The sequence below is a fragment of the Streptomyces sp. NPDC046308 genome (genome assembly GCF_055588065.1).
Genome location: NZ_JBVJFB010000006.1, coordinates 25,837 through 47,608, shown reverse-complemented (window position 1 = coordinate 47,608; position 21,772 = coordinate 25,837). Strand labels below are relative to the sequence as shown.

Sequence of the window (21,772 nt, the reverse complement as noted above, 5' to 3'; positions counted from 1 at the left end):
CATCCCATCATTCGACAGGGCCGCCCGCAGCTGTTGACTGAATCTATTCAGGACGTCAGGATGTGAATGGAAACACCAACATCGGAGGAGGCGCCGCCATGTCAGGACCCCGCCCCGTACGTGCCGCGCGAGGCACCGAGCTCAGCGCCCTGGGATGGCAGCAGGAGGCCGCGCTGCGGATGCTCCAGAACAACCTCGACCCCGAGGTCGCCGAGCACCCCGACAAGCTCGTCGTCTACGGCGGCACCGGCAAGGCCGCCCGCGACTGGCGCTCGTACGACGCGATGGTCCGCACCCTCCGGACCCTCAAGCAGGACGAGACGATGCTCGTCCAGTCCGGCCGCCCGGTCGGCGTCATGCAGACCCACGAGTGGGCGCCGCGCGTCCTGCTCGCCAACTCCAACCTGGTGGGCGACTGGGCCAACTGGGAGGAGTTCCGCCGCCTGGAACACCTGGGCCTGACCATGTACGGCCAGATGACGGCCGGCTCGTGGATCTACATCGGCACCCAGGGCATCCTCCAGGGCACCTACGAGACCTTCGCGGCCGTCGCGGCCAAGAAGTTCGGCGGCACCCTCGCCGGCACCATCACCCTGACCGCCGGCCTCGGCGGCATGGGCGGCGCCCAGCCGCTGGCCGTGACGATGAACGACGGCGTCGCGATCTGCATCGACGTCGACCCGCGCGCCATCGAGCGCCGCATCGAGCACCGCTACCTGGACGTCAAGGCCGACAACCTGCGGCACGCCCTCCAGCTGGCCGTCGAGGCCCGCGACGCCCGCAAGCCGCTCTCCATCGGCCTGCTCGGCAACGCCGCCGAGCTGCTCCCGCAGATGCTGGCCGAGGGCGCGCCCATCGACATCGTGACCGACCAGACCTCGGCCCACGACCCGCTCGCGTACCTCCCCGTCGGCGTCGACTTCGACGACATGGCCGCCTACGCCGCCAAGGACCCGGCCGGCTTCACCACCCGCGCCCGCGAGTCCATGGCCAAGCACGTCGAGGCCATGGTCGGCTTCATGGACGCCGGCGCCGAGGTCTTCGACTACGGCAACTCCATCCGCGGCGAGGCCCAGCTGGCCGGCTACGACCGCGCCTTCGCCTTCCCCGGCTTCGTCCCCGCCTACATCCGCCCCCTCTTCTGCGAGGGCAAGGGCCCCTTCCGCTGGGCGGCGCTGTCCGGCGAGGCCTCGGACATCCACAAGACCGACAAGGCGATGCTGGAGCTCTTCCCGGAGAACGAGTCCCTGCACCGCTGGATCAAGATGGCGGGCGAGCGCGTCCACTTCCAGGGCCTGCCCGCGCGCATCTGCTGGCTCGGCTACGGCGAGCGCGACAAGGCCGGCGAGCGCTTCAACGAGATGGTCGCCGACGGTACCCTCGCCGCCCCGCTGGCCATCGGCCGTGACCACCTCGACTGCGGCTCGGTCGCCTCCCCGTACCGCGAGACCGAGGCCATGCTCGACGGCTCCGACGCCATCGCCGACTGGCCGCTGCTCAACGCCATGGTCAACGTCGCCTCCGGCGCCTCCTGGGTCTCCATCCACCACGGCGGCGGCGTCGGCATGGGCCGCTCGATCCACGCGGGCCAGGTCACCGTCGCCGACGGCACCCCGCTGGCCGGCGAGAAGATCCGCCGCGTCCTCACCAACGACCCGGGCATGGGCGTCATCCGCCACGTCGACGCCGGCTACGACATCGCGGAGTCGGTCGCCGACGAGCGCGGCGTGCGGGTCCCGATGCGCGAGGGCGACGACGCGTGAGCGACAACCCCGCCGGGGCGGCCTCGTTCCACAGCATGTGGAACGAGCTCGCCCCCATCGGCCGCCACGCCGAGTCCGGCGGCTACCGGCGCCACGCGTGGACCGGGGCCGACGCCGACTGCCGGACCTGGTTCCAGGAGCAGGCCGAGGCGCGCGGGCTGACGTACGAGACCGACCGCAACGGCAACCAGTGGGCCTGGCTCGGCGACCCCCTCGCGGGGGACGCCGTGGTCACCGGCTCGCACCTGGACTCCGTACCCGACGGCGGGGCCTTCGACGGCCCCCTCGGGGTGGTGTCCTCCTTCGCGGCCCTGGACGAACTCCGCAGGAGGGGCGCGGAATTCTCCAGGCCCCTCGCCATCACCAACTTCGGTGACGAGGAAGGGGCCCGCTTCGGCCTCGCCTGCGTCGGCTCCCGGCTCGCCGCCGGGCAGCTCACCAAGGAGAAGGCGTACGAGCTCCGCGACGCCGACGGCATCGGCCTGCCCCAGGCCATGGAGACCGCCGGCTACGACCCCGAGGCCATCGGGGCCGACCCCGAACGGCTCGCCCGCATCGGCGCCTTCGTCGAGCTGCACGTGGAACAGGGCCGGGCCCTGGACCTGAGCGGGGACCGCGTCGGCATCGCCTCCGCGATCTGGCCGCACGGCCGCTGGCGGTTCGACTTCCGCGGCGAGGCCAACCACGCCGGCACCACCCGGCTGGTCGACCGCCGCGACCCGATGCTCACGTACGCGGCGACCGTCCTGGCCGCCCGCACCGAGGCGGCCCTCGCCGGGGCCGTGGCCACCTTCGGGAAGATCTCCGTCGAGCCCAACGGGGTCAACGCCATCCCCTCCCTCGTGCGCGGCTGGCTCGACTCCCGGGCCGCCGACCAGGCGACCCTCGACACGGTCGTGACCGCCATCGAGAAGGCCGCCCGCGAGCGCGCCGACCAGGACGGCATCGACCTCGGCATCGTCCGGGAGTCCTTCACCCCGGTCGTCGAGTTCGAGCACGCCCTGCGCGACGAGATGAACCGGATCCTGGGCGGGGCCGTCCCCGTCCTCGGCACCGGGGCGGGACACGACGCCGGAATCCTCTCCGCGGCCGTCCCGACCGCGATGCTGTTCGTACGGAACCCCACCGGCGTCTCCCACTCCCCGCGGGAGTTCGCCGCCGAGGACGACTGCGTGGCCGGTGTCCTCGCCCTCGCCGACGTACTGGAAGGCCTGGCATGTCGTTGACGACGTACTGGCTGGAGCACGCCTGGCTCGGCACCCACGTCGAGCCGGGCGTCGCCCTGGAGGTGACCGCCGAGGGCCGCATCGGAGCCCTGCGCACCGGGGTCGAGACCCCGCCGCCCGGCGCCGAGGTCCTGCGCGGCCTGACGGTCCCGGGCCTGGCGAACGCGCACAGCCACGCCTTCCACCGGGCCCTGCGCTCCACGGTCCAGGTCGGCTCCGGCACTTTCTGGACCTGGCGCGACTTCATGTACAAGGTCGCCCAGAACCTGACCCCGGACACCTACTTCGCGCTCGCCCGCGCCGTGTACGCCGAGATGGCGCTGGCCGGCATCACCAACGTCGGCGAGTTCCACTACGTCCACCACGCGCCGGGCGGCGCCTCGTACGCCGACCCCAACGCCATGGGCGAGGCCCTGATCGAGGCCGCCGCCGCGGCCGGCATCCGGATCACCCTCCTCGACACGGCCTACCTCTCGGCCGGCTTCGGCGAGGCCCCGAACCCGCACCAGCAGCGCTTCTCCGACGGCACGGCCGAGGCCTGGGCCGAGCGCGCGTCCGCCCTGAAGCCTCGCGCGCACGCCCTGATCGGCGCCGCGATCCACTCGGTGCGCGCCGTGCCCGCCGACCAGCTGGCCACCGTCGCCCGCTGGGCCGAGGAGCGCGAGGCCCCGCTGCACGTCCACCTCTCCGAGCAGACCGCCGAGAACGACGCCTGCCAGGCCGCCCACGGCCGCACCCCGACCCGGCTCCTCGCGGACCACGGGGTGCTCGGCCCGCGCACCACCGGCGTCCACAACACGCACCTCACGGACACCGACATCGCCCTGCTCGGTGGCACCGGCACCGGCACCTGCATGTGCCCCACCACCGAACGCGACCTCGCCGACGGCATCGGCCCGGCGACCCGCCTCCAGCAGGCGGGCAGCCCGCTGTCGCTCGGCAGCGACAGCCACGCCGTGATCGACCTGCTGGAGGAGGCCCGCGCGATGGAGCTCAACGAGCGCCTGCGCAGCCGTACCCGGGGGCACTGGACGGCCAACGCCCTGCTCACGGCCGCCACCGCCGACGGCCATGCGGCGCTCGGCCTGGCCGACGCGGGTCGCCTGGAGGCGGGCGCGCTCGCGGACTTCACCACGATCGCGCTGGACTCCGTCCGCACGGCGGGTGCCCTGCCGCGGCTCGGCGCCGAGACGGCGGTCTTCGCCGCCACCGCCGCCGACGTCCGCCACACGGTGGTCGGCGGCCGCCACGTGGTCCGCGACGGCGCCCACGCCCTCGTCGAGGACGTCCCGTCCGCCCTTGCCGAGTCCATCGCGGCCCTGCGCGGCTGACAGATACGGCGCTCCGCGCCCGCGCCTCAAACGCCGGCGAGGCTGAAGAATTCAGCCTCGCCGGCGTTTGAGGCGCGGGGTCTGGGGCGGAGCCCCAGGAAACCGAGAGGAACCATGACCACCACCGCCATCACCCACATCGGCAGCCTCGTCACCAACGACCCCTCCGTCGGCGACGGAAGCCCCCTCGGCCTGATCGAGAACGCCGCCGTCGTCATCGACGGCGACCGCATCGCCTGGGTCGGCCCCGCCGCCAACGCGCCCGCCGCCGACGAGGCCTTCGACGCGCAGGGCCGGGCCCTGATCCCCGGCTTCGTCGACAGCCACAGCCACCTCGTCTTCGCCGGCGACCGCACCCAGGAGTTCAACGCCCGGATGTCGGGCCGCGCCTACTCCGCCGGAGGCATCCGCACCACCGTCGCCGCCACCCGCGCCGCCACCGACGCCGAGCTGGAGGCGAACCTCGTCCGGCACCTCGACGAGGCCCGCCGCCAGGGCACCACCACCTTCGAGACCAAGTCCGGCTACGGCCTCACCGTCGCCGACGAGGCCCGCGCCCTGCGCATCGCCGCCGCGCACACCGAGGAGGTCACCTACCTCGGCGCGCACATCGTCTCCCCCGACTACGCCGAGGACCCGGCCGCGTACGTGGACCTCGTCACCGGCGAGATGCTGGCGGCCTGCGCCCCGTACGCCCGCTGGGTGGACGTGTTCTGCGAGAAGGGCGCCTTCGACGGCGACCAGGCCCGCGCGATCCTCACCGCCGGCGCCGCCGCCGGTCTGATCCCGCGCGTGCACGCCAACCAGCTGTCCCACGGTCCCGGCGTACAGCTCGCCGTGGAGCTGGAGGCGGCCTCCGCCGACCACTGCACCCACCTGACCGACGCCGACGTGGACGCCCTCGCCCAGGCGGCGGACACCACGGTCGCCACCCTGCTGCCCGGAGCCGAGTTCTCCACCCGCGCGGTGTGGCCCGACGCCCGCCGCCTGATCGACGCGGGCGCCACCGTCGCCCTGTCCACGGACTGCAACCCCGGCTCCTCCTACACGAGCTCCATGCCGTTCTGCGTCGCGCTCGCCGTCCGCGACATGCGGATGACCCCCGACGAGGCCCTGTGGTCGGCCACCGCCGGCGGAGCCCGCGCCCTGCGCCGCGCGGACATCGGCACCGTGACCCCCGGAGCCCGCGCCGACCTGGCCCTGCTGGACGCCCCGAGCCACGTCCACCTCGCCTACCGCCCGGGCGTCCCGCTCGTCTCGGCCGTCTGGCAGCGGGGTCGCCGGGCGTACTGACGAACGGTCAATCCGGGGCCGTCCTTTGTCTTCCCTCCGTAAGACCCCGGGCGTACCTTGAGCCACCCATCTGATGTGTCGTCAGTTATTTGTGGCCCGAGGGGAAGACGAAGGTGTCCGACCGCAAACGCTCCACCGCGCTCGCGCTGGCCTCCGCGCTGGCCGGATCGGCGGTCCTGCTGGCCGCCCCCGCAGCCCACGCCGCCGTCGTCGACGTGGCCTACGACTGCAAGACCCCGATCGGCGACAAGTCGGCGATCTCGCCCATCGAGATCAAGGCGGTCAAGGACGGCGAGGCGTACAAGCTGACGATGTCCTTCCAGAAGGGCGTCTCGTCCAGCCCCATCGAACTGGGCAAGGGCGCGATGAGCCCCAGCGCCGTGATCCTCGTCGACGGCGCCGAGAAGGCGTCCGTACCGGTCTCCGGGCCGCCCAACCCCGAGGCCGTGCCCGCCGACACCCCCATCAAGATCACCGACCTCTCGGGCACCTACACGCCCGCGAAGAGCGGCAAGATCACCTTCACCGCCGGCGTGCTCACCATCAAGGCGATGGGCACCACGACCACCTGCACCCCCGGCAACAGCCCCGGCCCGTCCCTGGAGCTCGACGTCACGGCCGCCGGCGGCGCCGCCACCCGGTCCGGCGGAGGCTCGGGCGAGGAGACCCTGCCGCAGACCGGGCCCACCGACTCCGCCCTCGCCCTCGGCACGCTCGGCGGCACCGTGCTGCTCTCCGGCGTGGCGGGCGTGCTCTGGCTGACCCGGCGCGGCCAGCGGGCCCGGCCCTGAACGGAGCGCCCCAGGCCATGCCCGTGCTCCACGTCCCCCACGTCCCCCACGTCCCCCGCGTCCGCCGGCGCGCCCGGTGCGCCGGCCTGCTCCTGCTCGCCGCCGCCCTCTACGCGGCCCCCGCACCGCCCGCGTACGGGAGCGCCGCCGACGAGCCGGGCTGGACCGCCGAACCCGCCGCGGGCCAGGCCGTACCCCGCGCCGGCGACCCCCCGCCCTCCGCGCGCCCGTACTTCTACATGGCGGGCACCGCCGGAACCGTGCTGGAGGACCGCCTCGCCCTGGCCAACACCAGCGACCAGGAGCACACCGTCACTCTGCGCGGCGCCGACGCCTACAACACCGCCGACGGGGCCTTCGCCGTGCGCCCCGCCGCCGGATCCACCGGCGCCGGCGCCTGGATCAGCTTCGGCGCCGGGACCACCGTGAAGATCCCGCCCCACACCCGGGCCGTGGTCCCCTTCACCGTCACCGTGCCGCCCTCGTCCCCGCCCGGCGACCACCCCGCCGCCGTGGTCGCCACCGAGGCCGGCCGCGAGGTGGGCGTACGGGTCCACCTGCGGGTCGGCGGCCCCGCCCTGGCGGCCCTCACCGTCGAGGACGTCGCCGTACGGGGCCGGGGCGGGGCCGCGGTCGTCGCGTACACCCTGGTCAACCGGGGCAACGTCGCCCTCGCCCCCGAGCTGTCCCTGCGCGCCGAGGGCCGGTTCGGCGAGGTCCCGGGCCGCGGGGCCCGGGCCCTGCCGGTGGAACTGCTCCCGGGCCGGCGGATCGAGCTGACCGAACCCTGGCCCGGCGCCCCCGTGCTCGACCAGGTCCGCGTCACCGTCACCGTCACCGCCCCCGGCGGAGCCCGCGCCGAGGGGAGCGCGTCCGCCTGGTTCCTGCCGTGGCGGGCCGCCGGCTGGACCGGCCTCGGCCTGCTCGCCCTCGGCGGGACCACGCTGGCCGCGCTGTTCCTCGTACGGGGCCGGCGCACCCGGCAGGACCCGCCCGGCGGCGAGATCCCCGGCGAGACGCCCGGGAGGCCCGGCCCGACCCCTGCACCGGAACACGAACTGACGGGAGCGTCCAGGTGAGCGCCATGGTCGGCGGCAAGGTCCGCGGCAAGGCCGGCCGCACGGTCCGGTCCCTCCTGACGGGGCTGGCGGTGTGCGCGCTCGCGCTGCTCCCCGCGGCCCCGGCCGCGGCCGACGAGGGCAAACCCACCGTCGCCCTCTCCCTCCAGGAGGCCGCCAAGGGCACCGAGCTCACCGTCACCGGCACCGGCTGGCGGGCCAGGACACTGGTGATGCTGCTGGTCTGCGGGCAGAACATGATCGGCGGCACCAACAGCTGCGCCAACGCCGACGGCGCCGCCGTCTCCGTCGCCGACGACGGGCGCTTCACCGCCCGGCTGGCCGTGGTCGCGCCGCCCAAGCCCTGCCCCTGCGTCGTCAACGTCACCTCCGTTAACGGCGACCAGTCCACTGTCGCGGCCCCCCTGAAGATCACCGACCATCCGGTGGCCGAACTGCCCGCCGAATCCGGCACGGCCCGCCTCGCGATGCTCACCGGGGTCCGGCTGGAGGGCGAGGACGGGGTGCTGACCTGGTTCGGCGCCCCGCCGAGCCGCACGTTCAGGGTCACCGTGGGCAATCTCGGCTCGGCCCCGGTCAAGGACCCGGTCTTCCAGCTCGGCACCGCCCACGGGGTGTTCGCCCCGCTGTGGGAGGAGGCCCGGTGGAAGGGCACCATCCCGCCGGGCGGCAAGGCGGAGATCGCGCTCGACGTCGCCCTCACCGCCGGCGCCCACGGCGACTACACGATCTCCCTCAAGTACGGCGAGACCGTGGTGGCCACCCAGCCCTGGGGCGTCGACCGCCCGTACGGGGTGCTGCTCTTCTGGGGCCTGCTCCTGCTGGTGATCCCGGCCGCGCTCTTCCGCGTCGGCATGGCCGTCGTCGACCGGGTCCGGCCGCGCGCCGTGCCCGCGGCCGGCCGCCACCGGGGCGCGCGGCCCGCCGAGGCGGCGACGGCCGTGACGGCCCGGCTGCCCCGGATCCCGGCCCTGCGCCCGGCCGCCGGACCGGCCCGCTCCGAGCAGCCCGCGGAGCCCCCTTCGACCACCACGGCGGTCCTGCCGTGGTTCACCCCGGACAGCGCGCCGGAGACAGCACCACAGACGTCCGCACCGTCTGAGAACCGTTCGACGACGAAGGGACCATCGTGAAGACCCAACGGAGGGTGAGCGCGGCCGTGGTCGCGCTGCTGCTCGGCGGCGCGGGCATCGCCATCACGGCTTCTCCCGCCCAGGCCGCGGAGACCACGTTCAACGTCAAATGCGTCCCCCCGGCCGGGGGCGGCAGCCCCGTGGAGGGGGAGACCACCGCCAAGGTCACCGCTCCGGCCTCGGCGAAGGTCGGCGACGAGGTCGACGTGTCCTGGGAGACGGTGAAGCCGGCCTCGAACAACACGGACCTGATGGACATCCCGCAGGACGCGGTCCAGCCCACCGGCTGGATCACCGTGAGCGGCGGTGGCGGTGAGCTGAAGGTCGTCGGGGAGAAGAAGAACCCGCCGATCCCGAAGAAGGCGCCCATGCAGATGTCCGTGATGAAGGGCAAGCTGAAGCTGACCAAGGCCGGGAAGATCACGCTGACCCCCGGCAAGTACGACGTGGCGGTCACCTTCTCCTTCGGCACGTTCGTCACCAAGTGCGCGCCGACCGGAGCCGTGGGCGTCGGGGCCACCATCGACGTGTCGGCCGGCTCCAGCGGCGGTACGACGACGGGTGGCACGACCACCGGCGGCACCACGACGGGCGGTACGACCACCGGCGGCACGACGACCGGCGGTACGACCTCGGGCGGGTCCACCACCGGCGGCGGAGGCGGCCAGAGCGACTTCCCGGGCAAGGCGGTCGAGGTGGCCTTCGACTGCGGGCCGGTCGTCCCGGGCGGCATCAAGACCCCTGTCACCGTCAACGCCAAGAAGAACGGCGGCAGCTACGACCTCACGGTCAAGACGGCCAAGGGGGCGATGGCGGCGCCCATGGCCCTGCCCGCGGGAGCCCTCAAGCCCTCGATGGACGTGAAGCTCGGCGGGGCGGACAGCGGCACGGTCAAGGTCTCCGGCCCGGCCAACGCCGAGCCGATCCCCGACAAGGCCCCCGTCAGCCTCAGCGACATGACCGGCACCTACAAGCCCGGCAAGTCCGGCAAGGTGACGCTGAGCCCGGACCAGCTGACCATCGACGTCACGATGGCCCCCGGCTCCACGCCGATCAACGTCCCCTGCAAGGCCACGAGCAGCGGCGTCTCGCTGGAGCTGGACACCACCGCCCAGCCGGGCGGCTCCGGCTCCTCCACGGCCTCCGCGAGCGGCACCTCCGGCGGCGGCCTCGCCGAGACCGGCGCGGAGGACGAGGGCGGCATCAAGGCCCTGGCCCTGGTCGCCGGTACGGTGATCCTGCTCGGCGGGGCGGTGTTCACCTTCACCCCGTGGCGCCGTCTGCGCGGCACCCGCTGACACGCGAACGGCCCGGCACACCTTCCGGTGTGCCGGGCCGTTGCGTGGTGGGGGCGCGAACGTCAGCCCGTGGCACCCATCAGCTCGTTGACCTTCTTGCGGTACATGAAGATCGCGAGACCGGCGAGCACGGCGGCGACCGCCTGGAAGAGGATCACGCCGACGCCGTTCAGCTGCACGTCGGCCAGACCCATCAGACCGGTGACGCAGTCACCGGCGGTGACGGCGAGGAACCAGACACCCATCATCTGGGAGCCGTACTTCTGCGGCGCCATCTTCGTCGTGACCGAGAGGCCGACCGGCGACAGGCACAGCTCGGCGAGCGTGTGCATCAGGAAGATGAGCACCAGCCACCACATGGTGACCTTGGTGTCGTTGCCCGCGGTCTGGCTCAGCGGCAGGGCGAAGACGAAGAACGAGGCGCCGACGATGATCAGGGCCACCGAGAACTTCACGATGGTGCTGGGCTCGCGGTTGCGGCGGGCCAGGGCCACCCACGCGGCGGCGAAGACCGGGGCCAGGGCGACCACGAACAGCGGGTTCAGCGACTGGAAGATGACGGTGGGGACTTCCCAGCCGAACAGGGCGCGCTCGGAGTTCTTGTCACCGAACAGCGAGAGCGTCGAACCACCCTGGTCGTAGATCATCCAGAACACGGCGGCGGCCACGAAGAACCAGATGTAGGCGCTCATCCGGGTCTGCTCGACGGTGGACAGGTCCTTGTCCCGCTTGATGCGCACGAGGACGGCGACGGGGATGAGCAGACCGGCGATGGTGATCGGGTACAGCGCCCACTTGATCGTGTACATGTCCGCGGCGACCACGGCGGCGTAGAAGACGGCGACGACGGCCAGGACGGCGAGCGCCTTGACGATCACGGCCTTGCGCTCGGCGGGGCTCAGCGGGTTCGGGACGAGGCTGCTCTTCGGGCTCAGCGTGCGGCCGGCGAGCAGGTAGACCACGAGGCCGATGCCCATGCCGACGGCGGCCAGCGCGAAGCCGAGGTGCCAGTTCACGAGCTCGCCGACCATGCCGATGCCGACCGGTGCGAGGAGGGCACCCACGTTGATGCCGATGTAGAAGATCGTGAAGCCGCTGTCACGGCGCGGGTCGTCCACACCCCGGTACAGGTGGCCGACCATCGTGGAGATGTTGGCCTTCAGCAGACCGGAGCCGACCGCGACCAGCAGCAGACCGACGAAGAACGCGATCTGGCCGGGCAGCGCGAGCGACACGTGGCCCGCCATGATCACGCCGCCGGCGATGGCGACGGTCTTGCGGGCGCCCCAGACGCGGTCACCGAACCAGCCGCCGGGCATGGCCATCAGATAGACCATGGCCACGTAGACGGAGTAGATCGCCGTGGCCGTCGCCGCAGTGAAGCCGAGGCCGCCGCCCTGGCTCCCGGTCGCGGCGTCGACGCCGCCGGAGACCAGGTACAGGACGAGAAGCGCACGCATGCCGTAGTAGGAGAAGCGCTCCCACATCTCGGTCATGAACAGCGTGGCCAGGCCGATCGGGTGGCCGAAGAGGGTCTTCTCGTGAGCGGGGCTCTGAGAAGCCGTCGTCAGGCTGGAAGCCATGGTCGATCCTTGCTTGCTCGGGACGCTTGGCTTCGTGAGCTCATCCGCGCCCGGTGGGGGGTGGCCGGCACCGGCGACGGATCTCCCACCCCACGCCTCGGGGTCTCGCCCCCCATGGGGTTGGGAGCGAGGAGAACATCCGTAACCGGGATCCACGCCCGCTCGCGCACCTTCGCGCGAGGGGCCCGGCCCACAGGTCATTCACTGTCATCAAGCCCGGACAGGTGAGTCCCACAAGACTGGCCTGTCCGGTCAGGACAGAAATAGAGACCTTTGGCGCGCTTTTCGGCACAAAGGTCCCTGAGGTAGTGCATCAGGCGTCTCGCCACCATACGACACGACACTGCGGCATATGAAAGGACTTGAGAGATGGATCACAGGCGCGCCGGGAACCGTTCGACCATATTCGAAGGCGCTTAGTAGTTCATAAGCGCAGATAGAGAGGGGTGTGCAGGGAGGCCTCTCGATCAGGTCGCCGCGGACTACCATCACCCACATGACGCGTGTACTGCTCGCCGAGGACGACGCATCCATCTCGGAGCCCCTGGCCCGCGCCCTGCGCCGGGAGGGGTACGAGGTCGAGGTCCGGGAGGACGGCCCCACCGCCCTGGACGCGGGACTGCAGGGCGGCGTCGACCTCGTCGTCCTCGACCTGGGCCTGCCGGGCATGGACGGGCTGGAAGTCGCCCGCCGGCTGCGGGCCGAGGGCCACGGCTTCCCGATCCTGGTCCTCACCGCCCGCGCGGACGAGGTCGACACGGTCGTCGGCCTGGACGCCGGCGCCGACGACTACGTCACCAAGCCCTTCCGTCTGGCCGAGCTGCTCGCCCGGGTCCGGGCCCTGCTCCGCCGCGGAGCCAACGACGCCGCCCAGGCCCCCGCCACCCACGGCGTACGGATCGACGTCGAATCGCACCGCGCCTGGATGGGGGAGGAAGAGCTGCAGCTCACGGCGAAGGAGTTCGACCTCCTGCGCGTCCTCGTCCGCGACGCGGGCCGGGTCGTCACCCGCGACCAGCTCATGCGCGAGGTCTGGGACACCACCTGGTGGTCCTCCACCAAGACCCTCGACATGCACATCTCCTGGCTGCGCAAGAAGCTCGGCGACGACGCCGCGAACCCCCGCTACATCGCCACCGTCCGCGGCGTCGGCTTCCGCTTCGAGAAGAGCTGACGGCGGGGGCGGCGGCTCCCCTGGGGCATGCTCTAAGGCATGCGCCGCCGCCTCATCAACTCCACGCTCGCCGTGGTGCTCGTCGTGATCGCCGTCTTCGGCGTCTCCCTCGTCATCGTGGAGACGCGGACCATCACCAGCAGCGCCCAGGACCGCATCGAGTCCGAGGCGCTGCGGCTGGTGGGCATCGTCGAGGCGAACGTCCTGGAGCACAAGCCGATCGACCCGGTCGCCCTCGCCGAGCAGCTCGACGCCGGCCACTACGCCCGCATCGCCGTCCCCGGCCGGCGGGCCGTGGAGGTGGGCGCCCCGATCCCCGACAGCGTCATCCGCGGTACCGCCCGCGGCGAACAGGGCGAGGTCGTGACCGTCGAGGAATCGCGCTCGACGGTCACCAAGGAGGTCGGGCGGACCCTCGCGGTCGTGGGCGCGGTGGCGCTGCTGGCCGTCGTGGCCGCCGTACTGCTCGCCGTACGCCAGGCGAACCGGCTGGCCTCCCCGCTCACCGACCTCGCCGAGACGGCGGAACGCCTCGGATCGGGCGACCCGCGCCCCCGGCACAGGCGGTACGGGGTCCCCGAGCTGGACCGCGTCGCCGACGTGCTGGACTCCAGCGCCGAACGGATCGGCCGGATGCTGACCGCCGAACGGCGCCTCGCCGCCGACGCCTCGCACCAGCTGCGCACCCCCCTCACCGCCCTGTCCATGCGGCTGGAGGAGATCACCGTCACCGACGACCTGGACACCGTGCGGGAGGAGGCGACGATCGCCCTCACCCAGGTGGAGCGGCTCACGGACGTCGTGCAGCGGCTGCTCACGAACTCGCGCGACCCGCGGACCGGCTCCGCGGTCCCCTTCGACCTCGACGAGGTCGTCAAACAGCAGGTGGAGGAGTGGCGGCCGGCCTACCGCAGCGCGGGGCGGGCCATCGTGCGCTCCGGCAAGCAGGGCGTACGCGCCGTCGGCACCCCGGGCGCGGTCTCGCAGGTGCTGGCCACGCTCGTGGAGAACGCCCTGATGCACGGTGGCGGCACCGTCGCGCTGCGTACGCGCGTGATCGGCAACCAGGCGGTGCTGGAGGTCACGGACGAGGGGCCGGGGGTCCCGCCCGACCTCGGCAACCGGATCTTCGAGCGGGCCATCAGCGGCCGCAACTCCACCGGGATCGGCCTCGCGGTCGCCCGCGACCTCGCGGAGGCGGACGGGGGGCGCCTCGAACTGCTCCAGACGCAGCCACCGGTGTTCGCGCTGTTCCTCAGCCGGACGGCGCCGGAACGCGTCGAGCCCGAGGCCACGGTGCGCTAGTGCCCCGGCCCCTGCTGCTCGTCCCTAGTTGCTCGCGGGCTCCGGCTCGGGCAGCGGCTCCGGCCGCCGCTCGGGCCTGGGCAGCGGCGCCGCCACGGGCTCCGGCTCGGGCTCGGCGACCTCGGGCAGGGCCTTGAAGACCCAGGTCCGGTACGACCAGAAGCGGAACACGGTGGCGGTGCCGATGCCGATGAACTTGAAGACGTTGCTGGCCACCGAGCCGTCCCAGCCGAAGCCGTAGGTGGCGGTGTACAGCACGCCGTTCTCGATGACCAGGCCGATGCCGCTGAACGCGGCGAAGAGGGCCAGCTCGCGCGTACGGCCGCTCTGGGCGCGGTCCCGGTAGGCGAAGTAGCGGAAGCCGAGGTAGTTCGTGGCGATGGCCACGACGGTGGCTATCACGCTCGCGCGCACCACCTGCAGGTCGGTCGTGTGCCGGATCAGGTTGAAGACACCCAGGTTGACCAGCACACCCAGACCGCCGACCGCCCCGAACTTGGCGACCTCCCGCAGGAGACCGCGTACGCGTTCGAGAACAGATCCGTTCTCCGGCGTGCTCATCAGTAGGTCAGTCCCTGTCGGTCACCGCCCCGCTAAGGACGTCCGGTGTTCTGCGTCAACCCGCCCATCGTAAGTGTCCCCCCGCAGCCCAGTCTGTGCCTTCGGACACCGTGCGACGCACGGCACACCGACGGCTTCGGGCCAGGGCACGTCCGGATGGCGGAATACCGGCGGATACCCTGGAGGAGTGACGTTCCCGGTAGTCGGCATGGTCGGCGGCGGTCAGCTCGCCCGCATGACCCACGAGGCGGGTATCCCCCTCGGCATCAGATTCAAGCTCCTCAGTGACACCCCACAGGACTCGGCGGCCCAGGTCGTGAGCGATGTCGTCATCGGCGACTATCGCGACCTGGAGACGTTGCGTGCCTTCGCGCGCGGCTGTGACGTGATCACCTTCGACCACGAGCACGTGCCCATCGAGCACCTGCGGGCCCTGGAAGCGGACGGCATCCCCGTCCGCCCGGGGCCCGACGCGTTGATGCACGCCGCCGACAAGGGGGTGATGCGCGCGAAGCTCGACGCGATCGGCGCCCCGAGCCCCCGCCACCGGATCGTGAGCGATCCGGCGGACGCGGCCGCCTTCGCGGACGAGGTCGGCGGGTTCCCCGTCATCCTCAAGACGGTGCGCGGCGGGTACGACGGCAAGGGCGTGTGGTTCGTCCGCACCCCCCAGGACGCGGAGGCCCCGTTCAAGGCGGGCGTCCCGGTCCTCGCGGAGGAGAAGGTCGATTTCGTCCGCGAGCTCGCGGCGAACATCGTCCGCTCCCCGCACGGCCAGGCGGTGGCCTACCCCGTCGTCGAGTCCCGCCAGGTGGACGGGGTCTGCGACACGGTGATCGCCCCCGCCCCGGACCTCTCGGAGGCCCTGGCCGGCGAGGCCCAGGCCCTCGCCCTGCGCATCGCCAAGGAACTCGGCGTGACCGGCCATCTGGCCGTGGAACTGTTCGAGACCACCGACGGCCGGATCCTGGTCAACGAACTGGCGATGCGCCCGCACAACAGCGGCCACTGGACCCAGGACGGTGCCGTCACCTCCCAGTTCGCCAACCACGTCCGCGCGGTCCTGGACCTCCCCCTGGGCGACCCCCGCCCCCGGGCCCGCTGGACGGTCATGTCGAACGTGCTGGGCGGGGACTACCCCAACATGTACGCCGCGTACCTGCACTGCATGGCCCACGACCCGCAGCTGAAGATCCACATGTACGGCAAGGACGTGAAACCGGGCCGCAAGGTCGGCCACGTCAACACCTACGGCGACGACCTGGACGATGTGCTGGAGCGCGCACGCCACGCTGCCGACTACCTCAGAGGAACGGTCACCGAATGAGCACCTCCACCGCCGCCCCCGTCATCGGCATCGTCATGGGATCCGATTCGGACTGGCCCGTCATGGAGGCGGCCGCGCAGGCCCTCGACGAGTTCGAGATCCCCTACGAGGTCGACGTCGTCTCCGCGCACCGGATGCCGCGCGAGATGATCGCGTACGGGGAGCAGGCCGCCGACCGCGGCCTGAAGGCGATCATCGCGGGCGCGGGCGGGGCCGCCCACCTGCCCGGCATGCTCGCCTCGGTGACGCCGCTGCCCGTCATCGGCGTGCCGGTGCCGCTGAAGTACCTCGACGGCATGGACTCGCTGATGTCGATCGTCCAGATGCCGGCCGGGGTGCCCGTCGCCACCGTCTCGGTCGCCGGCGCGCGCAACGCGGGCCTGCTGGCCGTACGGATGCTGGCCGCGCACGACAAGGACCTCCTGGCCCGGATGCGCGACTTCCAGCAGGAGCTGAACGACCAGGCCACCGAGAAGGGCAAGCGGCTGCGTACGAAGGTCGCGAACGCGGAGTCCTTCGGGTTCGGCAAGTGAGCGCGGCGCAGCGTCTGGACGAGGCGCGCGAGCTGCTGGCCGAACACCCCGTCGTGGACGGCCACAACGACCTGCCCTGGGCGCTGCGCGAGCAGGTGCGATACGACCTGGCGCGACGGGACATCGCGGGCGACCAGTCCGCCCACCTGCACACCGACATCCCGCGGCTGCGCGCCGGCGGGGTCGGCGCGCAGTTCTGGTCCGTGTACGTCCGCTCCGACTACGCCGGTGACGAGGCGGTCAGCGCGACGCTGGAGCAGATCGACGTCGTCGCCCAGCTGATCGACCGTTACCCCGGCGACCTGGTGCGGGCGCTGACGGCGGACGACATGGAGGCGGCCCGCGCCGACGGCCGGATCGCCTCGCTGATGGGCGCCGAGGGCGGCCACTCCATCAACAACTCGCTCGCCACGCTGCGCGCCCTGCACCGGCTGGGCGTGCGGTACATGACGCTCACGCACAACGACACGATCGACTGGGCGGACTCGGCGACCGACGAGCCCCGGCACGGCGGCCTGACCGACTTCGGCCGCGAGGTCGTCCGCGAGATGAACCGCGTGGGCATGCTGGTGGACCTCTCGCACGTCGCCGCGACGACCATGCGGGACGCGCTCGCGGTCTCGGCCGCGCCGGTGGTCTTCTCGCACTCCTCGGCGCGGGCGGTCTGCGACCACCCCCGCAACATCCCCGACGACGTGCTGGCGCTGCTGCCGGCCAACGGCGGGGTGGCGATGGCGACCTTCGTCCCGAAGTTCATCCTCCCGGCGGCCGTCGAGTGGACGCTGGCCGCGGACGAGAACCTGCGGTCGCACGGCTTCCACCACCTCGACACCACTCCCGAGGCGATGGCCCTGCACCGGGCCTTCGAGGCGGAGCGCCCGCGTCCGGTGGCCACGGCCGCCACGGTGGCCGACCACCTGGACCACATGCGCGAGGTCGCCGGGGTCGACCACATCGGGATCGGCGGCGACTACGACGGCACGGCCTTCACCCCGTCCGGGCTGGACGACGTGGCCGGATACCCGAACCTGGTCGCCGAGCTGCTGGCGCGCGGCTGGTCCCGGGCCGACCTGGCGAAGCTGACGTGGTCCAACGCGGTACGGGTGCTGCGCGACGCGGAAGCGGTGGCGCGGGACCTCTCGGCCTCCCGGGGCCCGTCGAACGCGGTCATCTAGCGGCGGCGCGGCGGATGGGGTGATCGGGTGTGACCTGCGGGTTCACCCGAACGCCACATCCGTCGGGCGTCCCTGCCGTCCCGCATGTCACGGTGGCTCCATCCCATCTCTCCCTGCTGCCGCCGAGACCGGAGCGAACGCCATGGCCGACCTGCAGGACGAACCCCACTCCGTGGGCATCGGAGCCGAAGACCTCCCCGCACCCGAGGCGCCGACGGGCGCCCTCGACCGCGCCGTCGCGCTGCTGTCCGTGCATCCCGTGGCGGACGGGTGCAACACCCTCGTCTGGACCCTGCGCCAGAGCCCGTACCACGACATCGACACCCCCGACCTCAACGTCGACACCGACATCCCGCGGCTGCGCGCCGGGGGAGTGGGGGCCCAGTTCTGGTCCCTGCTCGTACCGCAGGGCCGCCCGCGCGGGGACATGACCGGTGACCAGGTGGTCTCCGACACCCTGGAACAGATCGACGTCGCGCTGGCCCTGATCCGCCGGTACCCCGACAGCCTGCGCCTGGCGCTCAGCGCCGACGACATGGCGGACGCCCACAACCGCGGCCGCATCGCCTCGTTCCTGGGCCCGGTGCCCGGCCGCACGCTGACCGACTCGCTGGGCGCGCTGCGCGCCTTCCACACGCTGGGCGTACGGATCCTCGCGCCCGCGGGAGCGCCCTGGGCGCAGGACGACCTGACGGCCTTCGGCCACGAGGTGGTCCGGGAGGCGAACCGGCTGGCGATGATCCTGGACGTCAACGGCTGCCCGCCTGCCGTCGCCTGCCAGATCGCGGGCGCGTCCAAGTCCCCGGCGATCATCTCGAACACGGCGGCGGCCGCGCTGAACCCGCATCCGGGGAACGTGCCCGACGAGGTGCTGCTCGCGCTGGGCGAGGCGCACGGCCTGGCGATGGTCACCTTCGACGCCGCCCGCACCGGGGACTCCCTGCACGCGGTGGCGGACCACCTCGACCACGTACGGGCCGTCGCGGGCCCGCAGAGCGTCGGCCTCGGCGCCGCCTTCGGCACCGAACCCCAGGGCTCCCGCCCGGCCGGCCTGACCGACCCCTCGGGCTACCCGCGACTGATCGCGGAACTCCTGGAACGGGGCTGGCCGGAATCCGACCTGGCCCTCCTGACCTGGGGCAACGCCCTCCGCGTGGTCCGTGACGCGGAGTTCACGGCTCGCCGCGCGAAGGTCAGCCCAGCCGGGCACAACTAGCCCCGCCGGGCAAAACCAGCCCCGCCGGCGTTTGCGGCGCGGGGGCCCGGGGGCAGAGCCCCCTGGGGGTCCCCCGGACGGAGTCCGGGGGAGGCGCCGCACCCAGGATGCAGCGGTGTCGGGCAAGCCCGCCGAGCAACCCCGCCGAGCAACCCCGCAGGGGGTCAGGCCCGGGGCCGGCCCATCGCCCGGTACGTCCACCCGGCGGCGCGCCACCGCACGGGGTCCAGCGCATTGCGCCCGTCCAGCACGAGCCGGTCCGTCACCACGCCCGCGAGCTCCGCGGGGTCGAGGTCCCGGAACTCGCGCCACTCGGTCAGGTGGAGGACGACCTCCGCCCCCCGGGCCGCCGTCAGCGCGGAGTCCGCGTACCCGAGGGTCGGGAAGACGCGCCGGGCGTTGTCCATGCCCTTGGGGTCGTAGACGGTGACCTGCCCGCCCTGAAGGTGGATCTGTCCGGCCACGTTCAGCGCGGGCGAGTCGCGCACGTCGTCCGAGTCGGGCTTGAACGTGGCGCCGAGCACCGCGACCCGCTTGCCGAGGAACGAGCCCCCCACGGCCTCCCGCGCCAGCTCGACCATGTGCCCGCGCCGCCGCATGTTGATGGAGTCGACCTCGCGCAGGAAGGTCAGCGCCTGGTCGGCGCCCAGCTCGCCGGCGCGGGCCATGAAGGCCCGGATGTCCTTGGGCAGGCAGCCGCCGCCGAAGCCGATCCCGGCCCGCAGGAACTTCGCGCCGATCCGCTCGTCGTAGCCGATGGCCTCCGCCAGCTTCACCACGTCGCCGCCGGCGGCCTCGCAGACCTCCGCCATGGCGTTGATGAAGGAGATCTTCGTCGCGAGGAAGGAGTTGGCGGCGGTCTTGACCAGCTCGGCGGTCGGGAAGTCCGTGACGACCAGCGGGGTCCCCTCCGACATCGGCGTCTCGTACACCTCGCGCAGCAGCTTCTCGCCGCGCTCGCCCTGGACGCCGATCACGATCCGGTCGGGGTGCAGGGTGTCCTGCACCGCGAAGCCCTCGCGCAGGAACTCCGGGTTCCAGGCCAGCTCCACGTCCTCGCCCGCCGGGGACAGCTCGGTCAGCCTGGCCGCGAGCCGCTCCGCCGAGCCCACCGGCACGGTGGACTTGCCGACGACCAGGACCGGCCGGGTCAGGTGCGGGGCCAGCGAGGCCATCGCGGAGTCGACGTAGGACATGTCGCACGCGTACTCGCCGTGCTTCTGCGGAGTGTTGACGCAGACGAAGTGGACGTCGCCGAACGCGCCGACCTCCTCGAAGGAGGTGGTGAACCGCAGCCGCCCGGTCGAGCCCGGCAGCCCGGCCACGTGCTTGGCCAGCAGCTCCTCCAGCCCGGGCTCGTACATCGGCACCCGGCCCGACGCCAGCATCTCGATCTTCTCGGGGACCACGTCCAGCCCCAGCACCTCGAACCCCAGCTCCGCCATCGCCGCGGCGTGGGTCGCGCCGAGGTATCCGGTGCCGATCACTGTGATCCTGAGGGGGGCCATGGGTGCTCCAGAGGTGCGGGGCCGTTTGCGGCCACTGAGCATAGTCGGGCCCGTCGGCGGGGACGTTCCCCAGGAGGCGGCCGCCGTCGACACCGCTGTCACGCAACTCACGTAGGCCGTCCATATCGCCATCCGTGACCGGGCCACTAAGCTTGGGTTACTTAACGGTAGTTAGCATCACGCATCACCCTGGGGAGTGAGAGATCTTGGCGGGTTCTGCCGACTTCGACCTGTACCGCCCGGCCGAGGAGCACGACATGCTCCGCGAGTCGGTCCGCTCGCTCGCCGAGGCGAAGATCCTGCCGTTCGCAGCCGCGGTCGACGAGGAGTCCCGCTTCCCGCAGGAGGCCCTCGACGCCCTGGTCGCCAGCGACCTGCACGCCGTCCACGTGCCCGAGACCTACGGCGGCGCGGGCGCCGACGCCCTCGCCACCGTGATCGTGATCGAGGAGGTGGCCCGCGTCTGCGCGTCCTCCTCCCTCATCCCGGCCGTCAACAAGCTCGGCTCGCTCCCCGTGATCCTCTCCGGTTCCGAGGAGCTCAAGGCCAAGTACCTGGGCCCGCTCGCCAAGGGCGACGCGATGTTCTCGTACGCGCTCTCGGAGCCCGACGCGGGCTCCGACGCGGCCGGCATGAAGACCCGCGCCGTGCGCGACGGGGACTTCTGGGTGCTCAACGGCGTCAAGCGCTGGATCACCAACGCGGGCGTCTCCGAGTACTACACGGTCATGGCCGTCACCGACCCTTCGATGCGTTCCAAGGGCATCAGCGCCTTCGTCGTCGAGAAGTCCGACGAGGGCGTCTCCTTCGGCGCCCCGGAGAAGAAGCTCGGCATCAAGGGCTCCCCGACGCGCGAGGTCTACCTCGACAACGTCCGGATCCCCGCCGACCGCATGATCGGCGCCGAGGGCACCGGCTTCGCCACCGCGATGAAGACCCTGGACCACACCCGCATCACGATCGCGGCCCAGGCGCTCGGCATCGCGCAGGGCGCCCTGGACTACGCCAAGGGCTACGTCCAGGAGCGCAAGCAGTTCGGCAAGCCGATCGGCGACTTCCAGGGCGTGCAGTTCATGCTCGCGGACATGGCCATGAAGATCGAGGCCGCCCGCCAGCTCACGTACTCGGCCGCCGCCAAGTCGGAGCGGGTTGCCGCCGGAGGTGACAAGGAAGACCTCACCTTCTTCGGCGCCGCGGCCAAGTGCTTCGCCTCCGACGTGGCCATGGAGGTCACCACGGACGCCGTCCAGCTCCTCGGCGGTTACGGCTACACCCGTGACTACCCGGTGGAGCGCATGATGCGCGACGCCAAGATCACCCAGATCTACGAGGGCACCAACCAGGTCCAGCGGATCGTCATGGCCCGCAACCTGCCGTAACGTCCTCCCAGGCCGGAGGCGGATGCCCACATCCGTCTCCGGCCTTCGCACGCCCAGGATGGGCTAAATTTGGACCTTCGTACGCCGGAATCGGTTG

Annotated in this window: 18 protein-coding genes; 15 read left to right on the top strand and 3 right to left on the bottom strand. The window is 72.3% G+C overall.

Annotated elements, in window-relative coordinates; all coding sequences use genetic code 11:
- Positions 1–98: 98 nt before the first annotated feature.
- From hutU to ACZ6JT_RS23675, 8 genes are all read left to right on the top strand, one after another.
- A complete protein-coding gene (gene hutU / locus ACZ6JT_RS23710; protein WP_469212637.1) occupies positions 99–1,763 on the top strand; it encodes a urocanate hydratase in 1,665 nt (554 codons plus the stop codon).
- Positions 1,764–1,798: 35 nt separating this feature from the next.
- Entirely contained in the window at positions 1,799–2,989 is a 1,191-nt protein-coding gene (locus ACZ6JT_RS23705; protein ID WP_469213258.1) for an allantoate amidohydrolase, read from the top strand.
- Positions 2,980–4,320 carry a formimidoylglutamate deiminase gene (locus ACZ6JT_RS23700; RefSeq protein WP_469212635.1) on the top strand — a complete coding sequence of 447 codons (1,341 nt, stop codon included), beginning with the start codon at positions 2,980–2,982 and terminating at the stop codon, positions 4,318–4,320. The genes ACZ6JT_RS23705 and ACZ6JT_RS23700 overlap by 10 nt, the downstream gene beginning before the upstream one ends.
- A gap of 114 nt (positions 4,321–4,434) precedes the next feature.
- A complete protein-coding gene (gene hutI, locus ACZ6JT_RS23695) occupies positions 4,435–5,613 on the top strand; it encodes an imidazolonepropionase (RefSeq protein WP_469212633.1) in 1,179 nt (392 codons plus the stop codon).
- A gap of 113 nt (positions 5,614–5,726) precedes the next feature.
- Positions 5,727–6,404, top strand: coding sequence for an LPXTG cell wall anchor domain-containing protein (locus ACZ6JT_RS23690; protein WP_469212630.1), 678 nt, complete (start codon positions 5,727–5,729; stop codon positions 6,402–6,404).
- A 17-nt stretch (positions 6,405–6,421) separates the two neighbouring features.
- Complete coding sequence (locus ACZ6JT_RS23685; protein ID WP_469212628.1) at positions 6,422–7,483, top strand: COG1470 family protein; 1,062 nt, start codon at positions 6,422–6,424, stop codon at positions 7,481–7,483.
- A 5-nt stretch (positions 7,484–7,488) separates the two neighbouring features.
- Positions 7,489–8,616, top strand: coding sequence for a hypothetical protein (locus ACZ6JT_RS23680; RefSeq protein ID WP_469213257.1), 1,128 nt, complete (start codon positions 7,489–7,491; stop codon positions 8,614–8,616).
- Complete coding sequence (locus ACZ6JT_RS23675) at positions 8,613–9,914, top strand: hypothetical protein (protein ID WP_469212626.1); 1,302 nt, start codon at positions 8,613–8,615, stop codon at positions 9,912–9,914. Before ACZ6JT_RS23680 ends, ACZ6JT_RS23675 begins: the two co-directional genes overlap by 4 nt.
- 62 nt (positions 9,915–9,976) lie before the next feature.
- Here the strand turns inward: ACZ6JT_RS23675 and ACZ6JT_RS23670 are convergent, their stop codons facing one another.
- Positions 9,977–11,497 (bottom strand): peptide MFS transporter, encoded by a 1,521-nt coding sequence (locus ACZ6JT_RS23670; protein WP_469212624.1) that lies wholly within the window; start codon positions 11,495–11,497, stop codon positions 9,977–9,979.
- Between the two features lie 496 nt (positions 11,498–11,993).
- Between ACZ6JT_RS23670 and ACZ6JT_RS23665 the strand changes: the two genes are divergently transcribed.
- Complete coding sequence (locus ACZ6JT_RS23665; protein WP_030156453.1) at positions 11,994–12,671, top strand: response regulator transcription factor; 678 nt, start codon at positions 11,994–11,996, stop codon at positions 12,669–12,671.
- A 39-nt stretch (positions 12,672–12,710) separates the two neighbouring features.
- Positions 12,711–13,976 (top strand): ATP-binding protein, encoded by a 1,266-nt coding sequence (locus tag ACZ6JT_RS23660; protein ID WP_469212622.1) that lies wholly within the window; start codon positions 12,711–12,713, stop codon positions 13,974–13,976.
- Positions 13,977–14,000: 24 nt separating this feature from the next.
- On the opposite strand, the gene ACZ6JT_RS23655 is transcribed toward ACZ6JT_RS23660, so the two are convergent.
- Positions 14,001–14,537 carry a GtrA family protein gene (locus ACZ6JT_RS23655; RefSeq protein ID WP_469212620.1) on the bottom strand — a complete coding sequence of 179 codons (537 nt, stop codon included), beginning with the start codon at positions 14,535–14,537 and terminating at the stop codon, positions 14,001–14,003.
- Positions 14,538–14,724: 187 nt separating this feature from the next.
- Between ACZ6JT_RS23655 and ACZ6JT_RS23650 the strand changes: the two genes are divergently transcribed.
- The 4 genes from ACZ6JT_RS23650 (at position 14,725) to ACZ6JT_RS23635 (ending at position 18,788) form a co-directional block, all read left to right on the top strand.
- On the top strand, positions 14,725–15,864 hold the full coding sequence (locus ACZ6JT_RS23650) for a 5-(carboxyamino)imidazole ribonucleotide synthase (protein WP_469212618.1): 1,140 nt from the start codon (positions 14,725–14,727) through the stop codon (positions 15,862–15,864).
- Positions 15,861–16,397, top strand: coding sequence for a 5-(carboxyamino)imidazole ribonucleotide mutase (gene purE / locus ACZ6JT_RS23645; protein ID WP_469212616.1), 537 nt, complete (start codon positions 15,861–15,863; stop codon positions 16,395–16,397). Before ACZ6JT_RS23650 ends, purE begins: the two co-directional genes overlap by 4 nt.
- On the top strand, positions 16,394–17,572 hold the full coding sequence (locus ACZ6JT_RS23640; RefSeq protein ID WP_376619325.1) for a dipeptidase: 1,179 nt from the start codon (positions 16,394–16,396) through the stop codon (positions 17,570–17,572). Before purE ends, ACZ6JT_RS23640 begins: the two co-directional genes overlap by 4 nt.
- A gap of 142 nt (positions 17,573–17,714) precedes the next feature.
- Complete coding sequence (locus tag ACZ6JT_RS23635) at positions 17,715–18,788, top strand: membrane dipeptidase (protein ID WP_469212614.1); 1,074 nt, start codon at positions 17,715–17,717, stop codon at positions 18,786–18,788.
- Positions 18,789–18,952: 164 nt separating this feature from the next.
- On the opposite strand, the gene ACZ6JT_RS23630 is transcribed toward ACZ6JT_RS23635, so the two are convergent.
- A complete protein-coding gene (locus tag ACZ6JT_RS23630) occupies positions 18,953–20,296 on the bottom strand; it encodes a UDP-glucose dehydrogenase family protein (RefSeq protein WP_469212613.1) in 1,344 nt (447 codons plus the stop codon).
- 206 nt (positions 20,297–20,502) lie between these two features.
- On the opposite strand from ACZ6JT_RS23630, the gene ACZ6JT_RS23625 reads away from it, so the two are divergent.
- The gene (locus ACZ6JT_RS23625; RefSeq protein WP_469212611.1) at positions 20,503–21,675 is read left to right on the top strand and encodes an acyl-CoA dehydrogenase family protein; all 1,173 of its coding nucleotides are present in this window, start codon (positions 20,503–20,505) and stop codon (positions 21,673–21,675) included.
- Positions 21,676–21,772 lie beyond the last annotated feature (97 nt).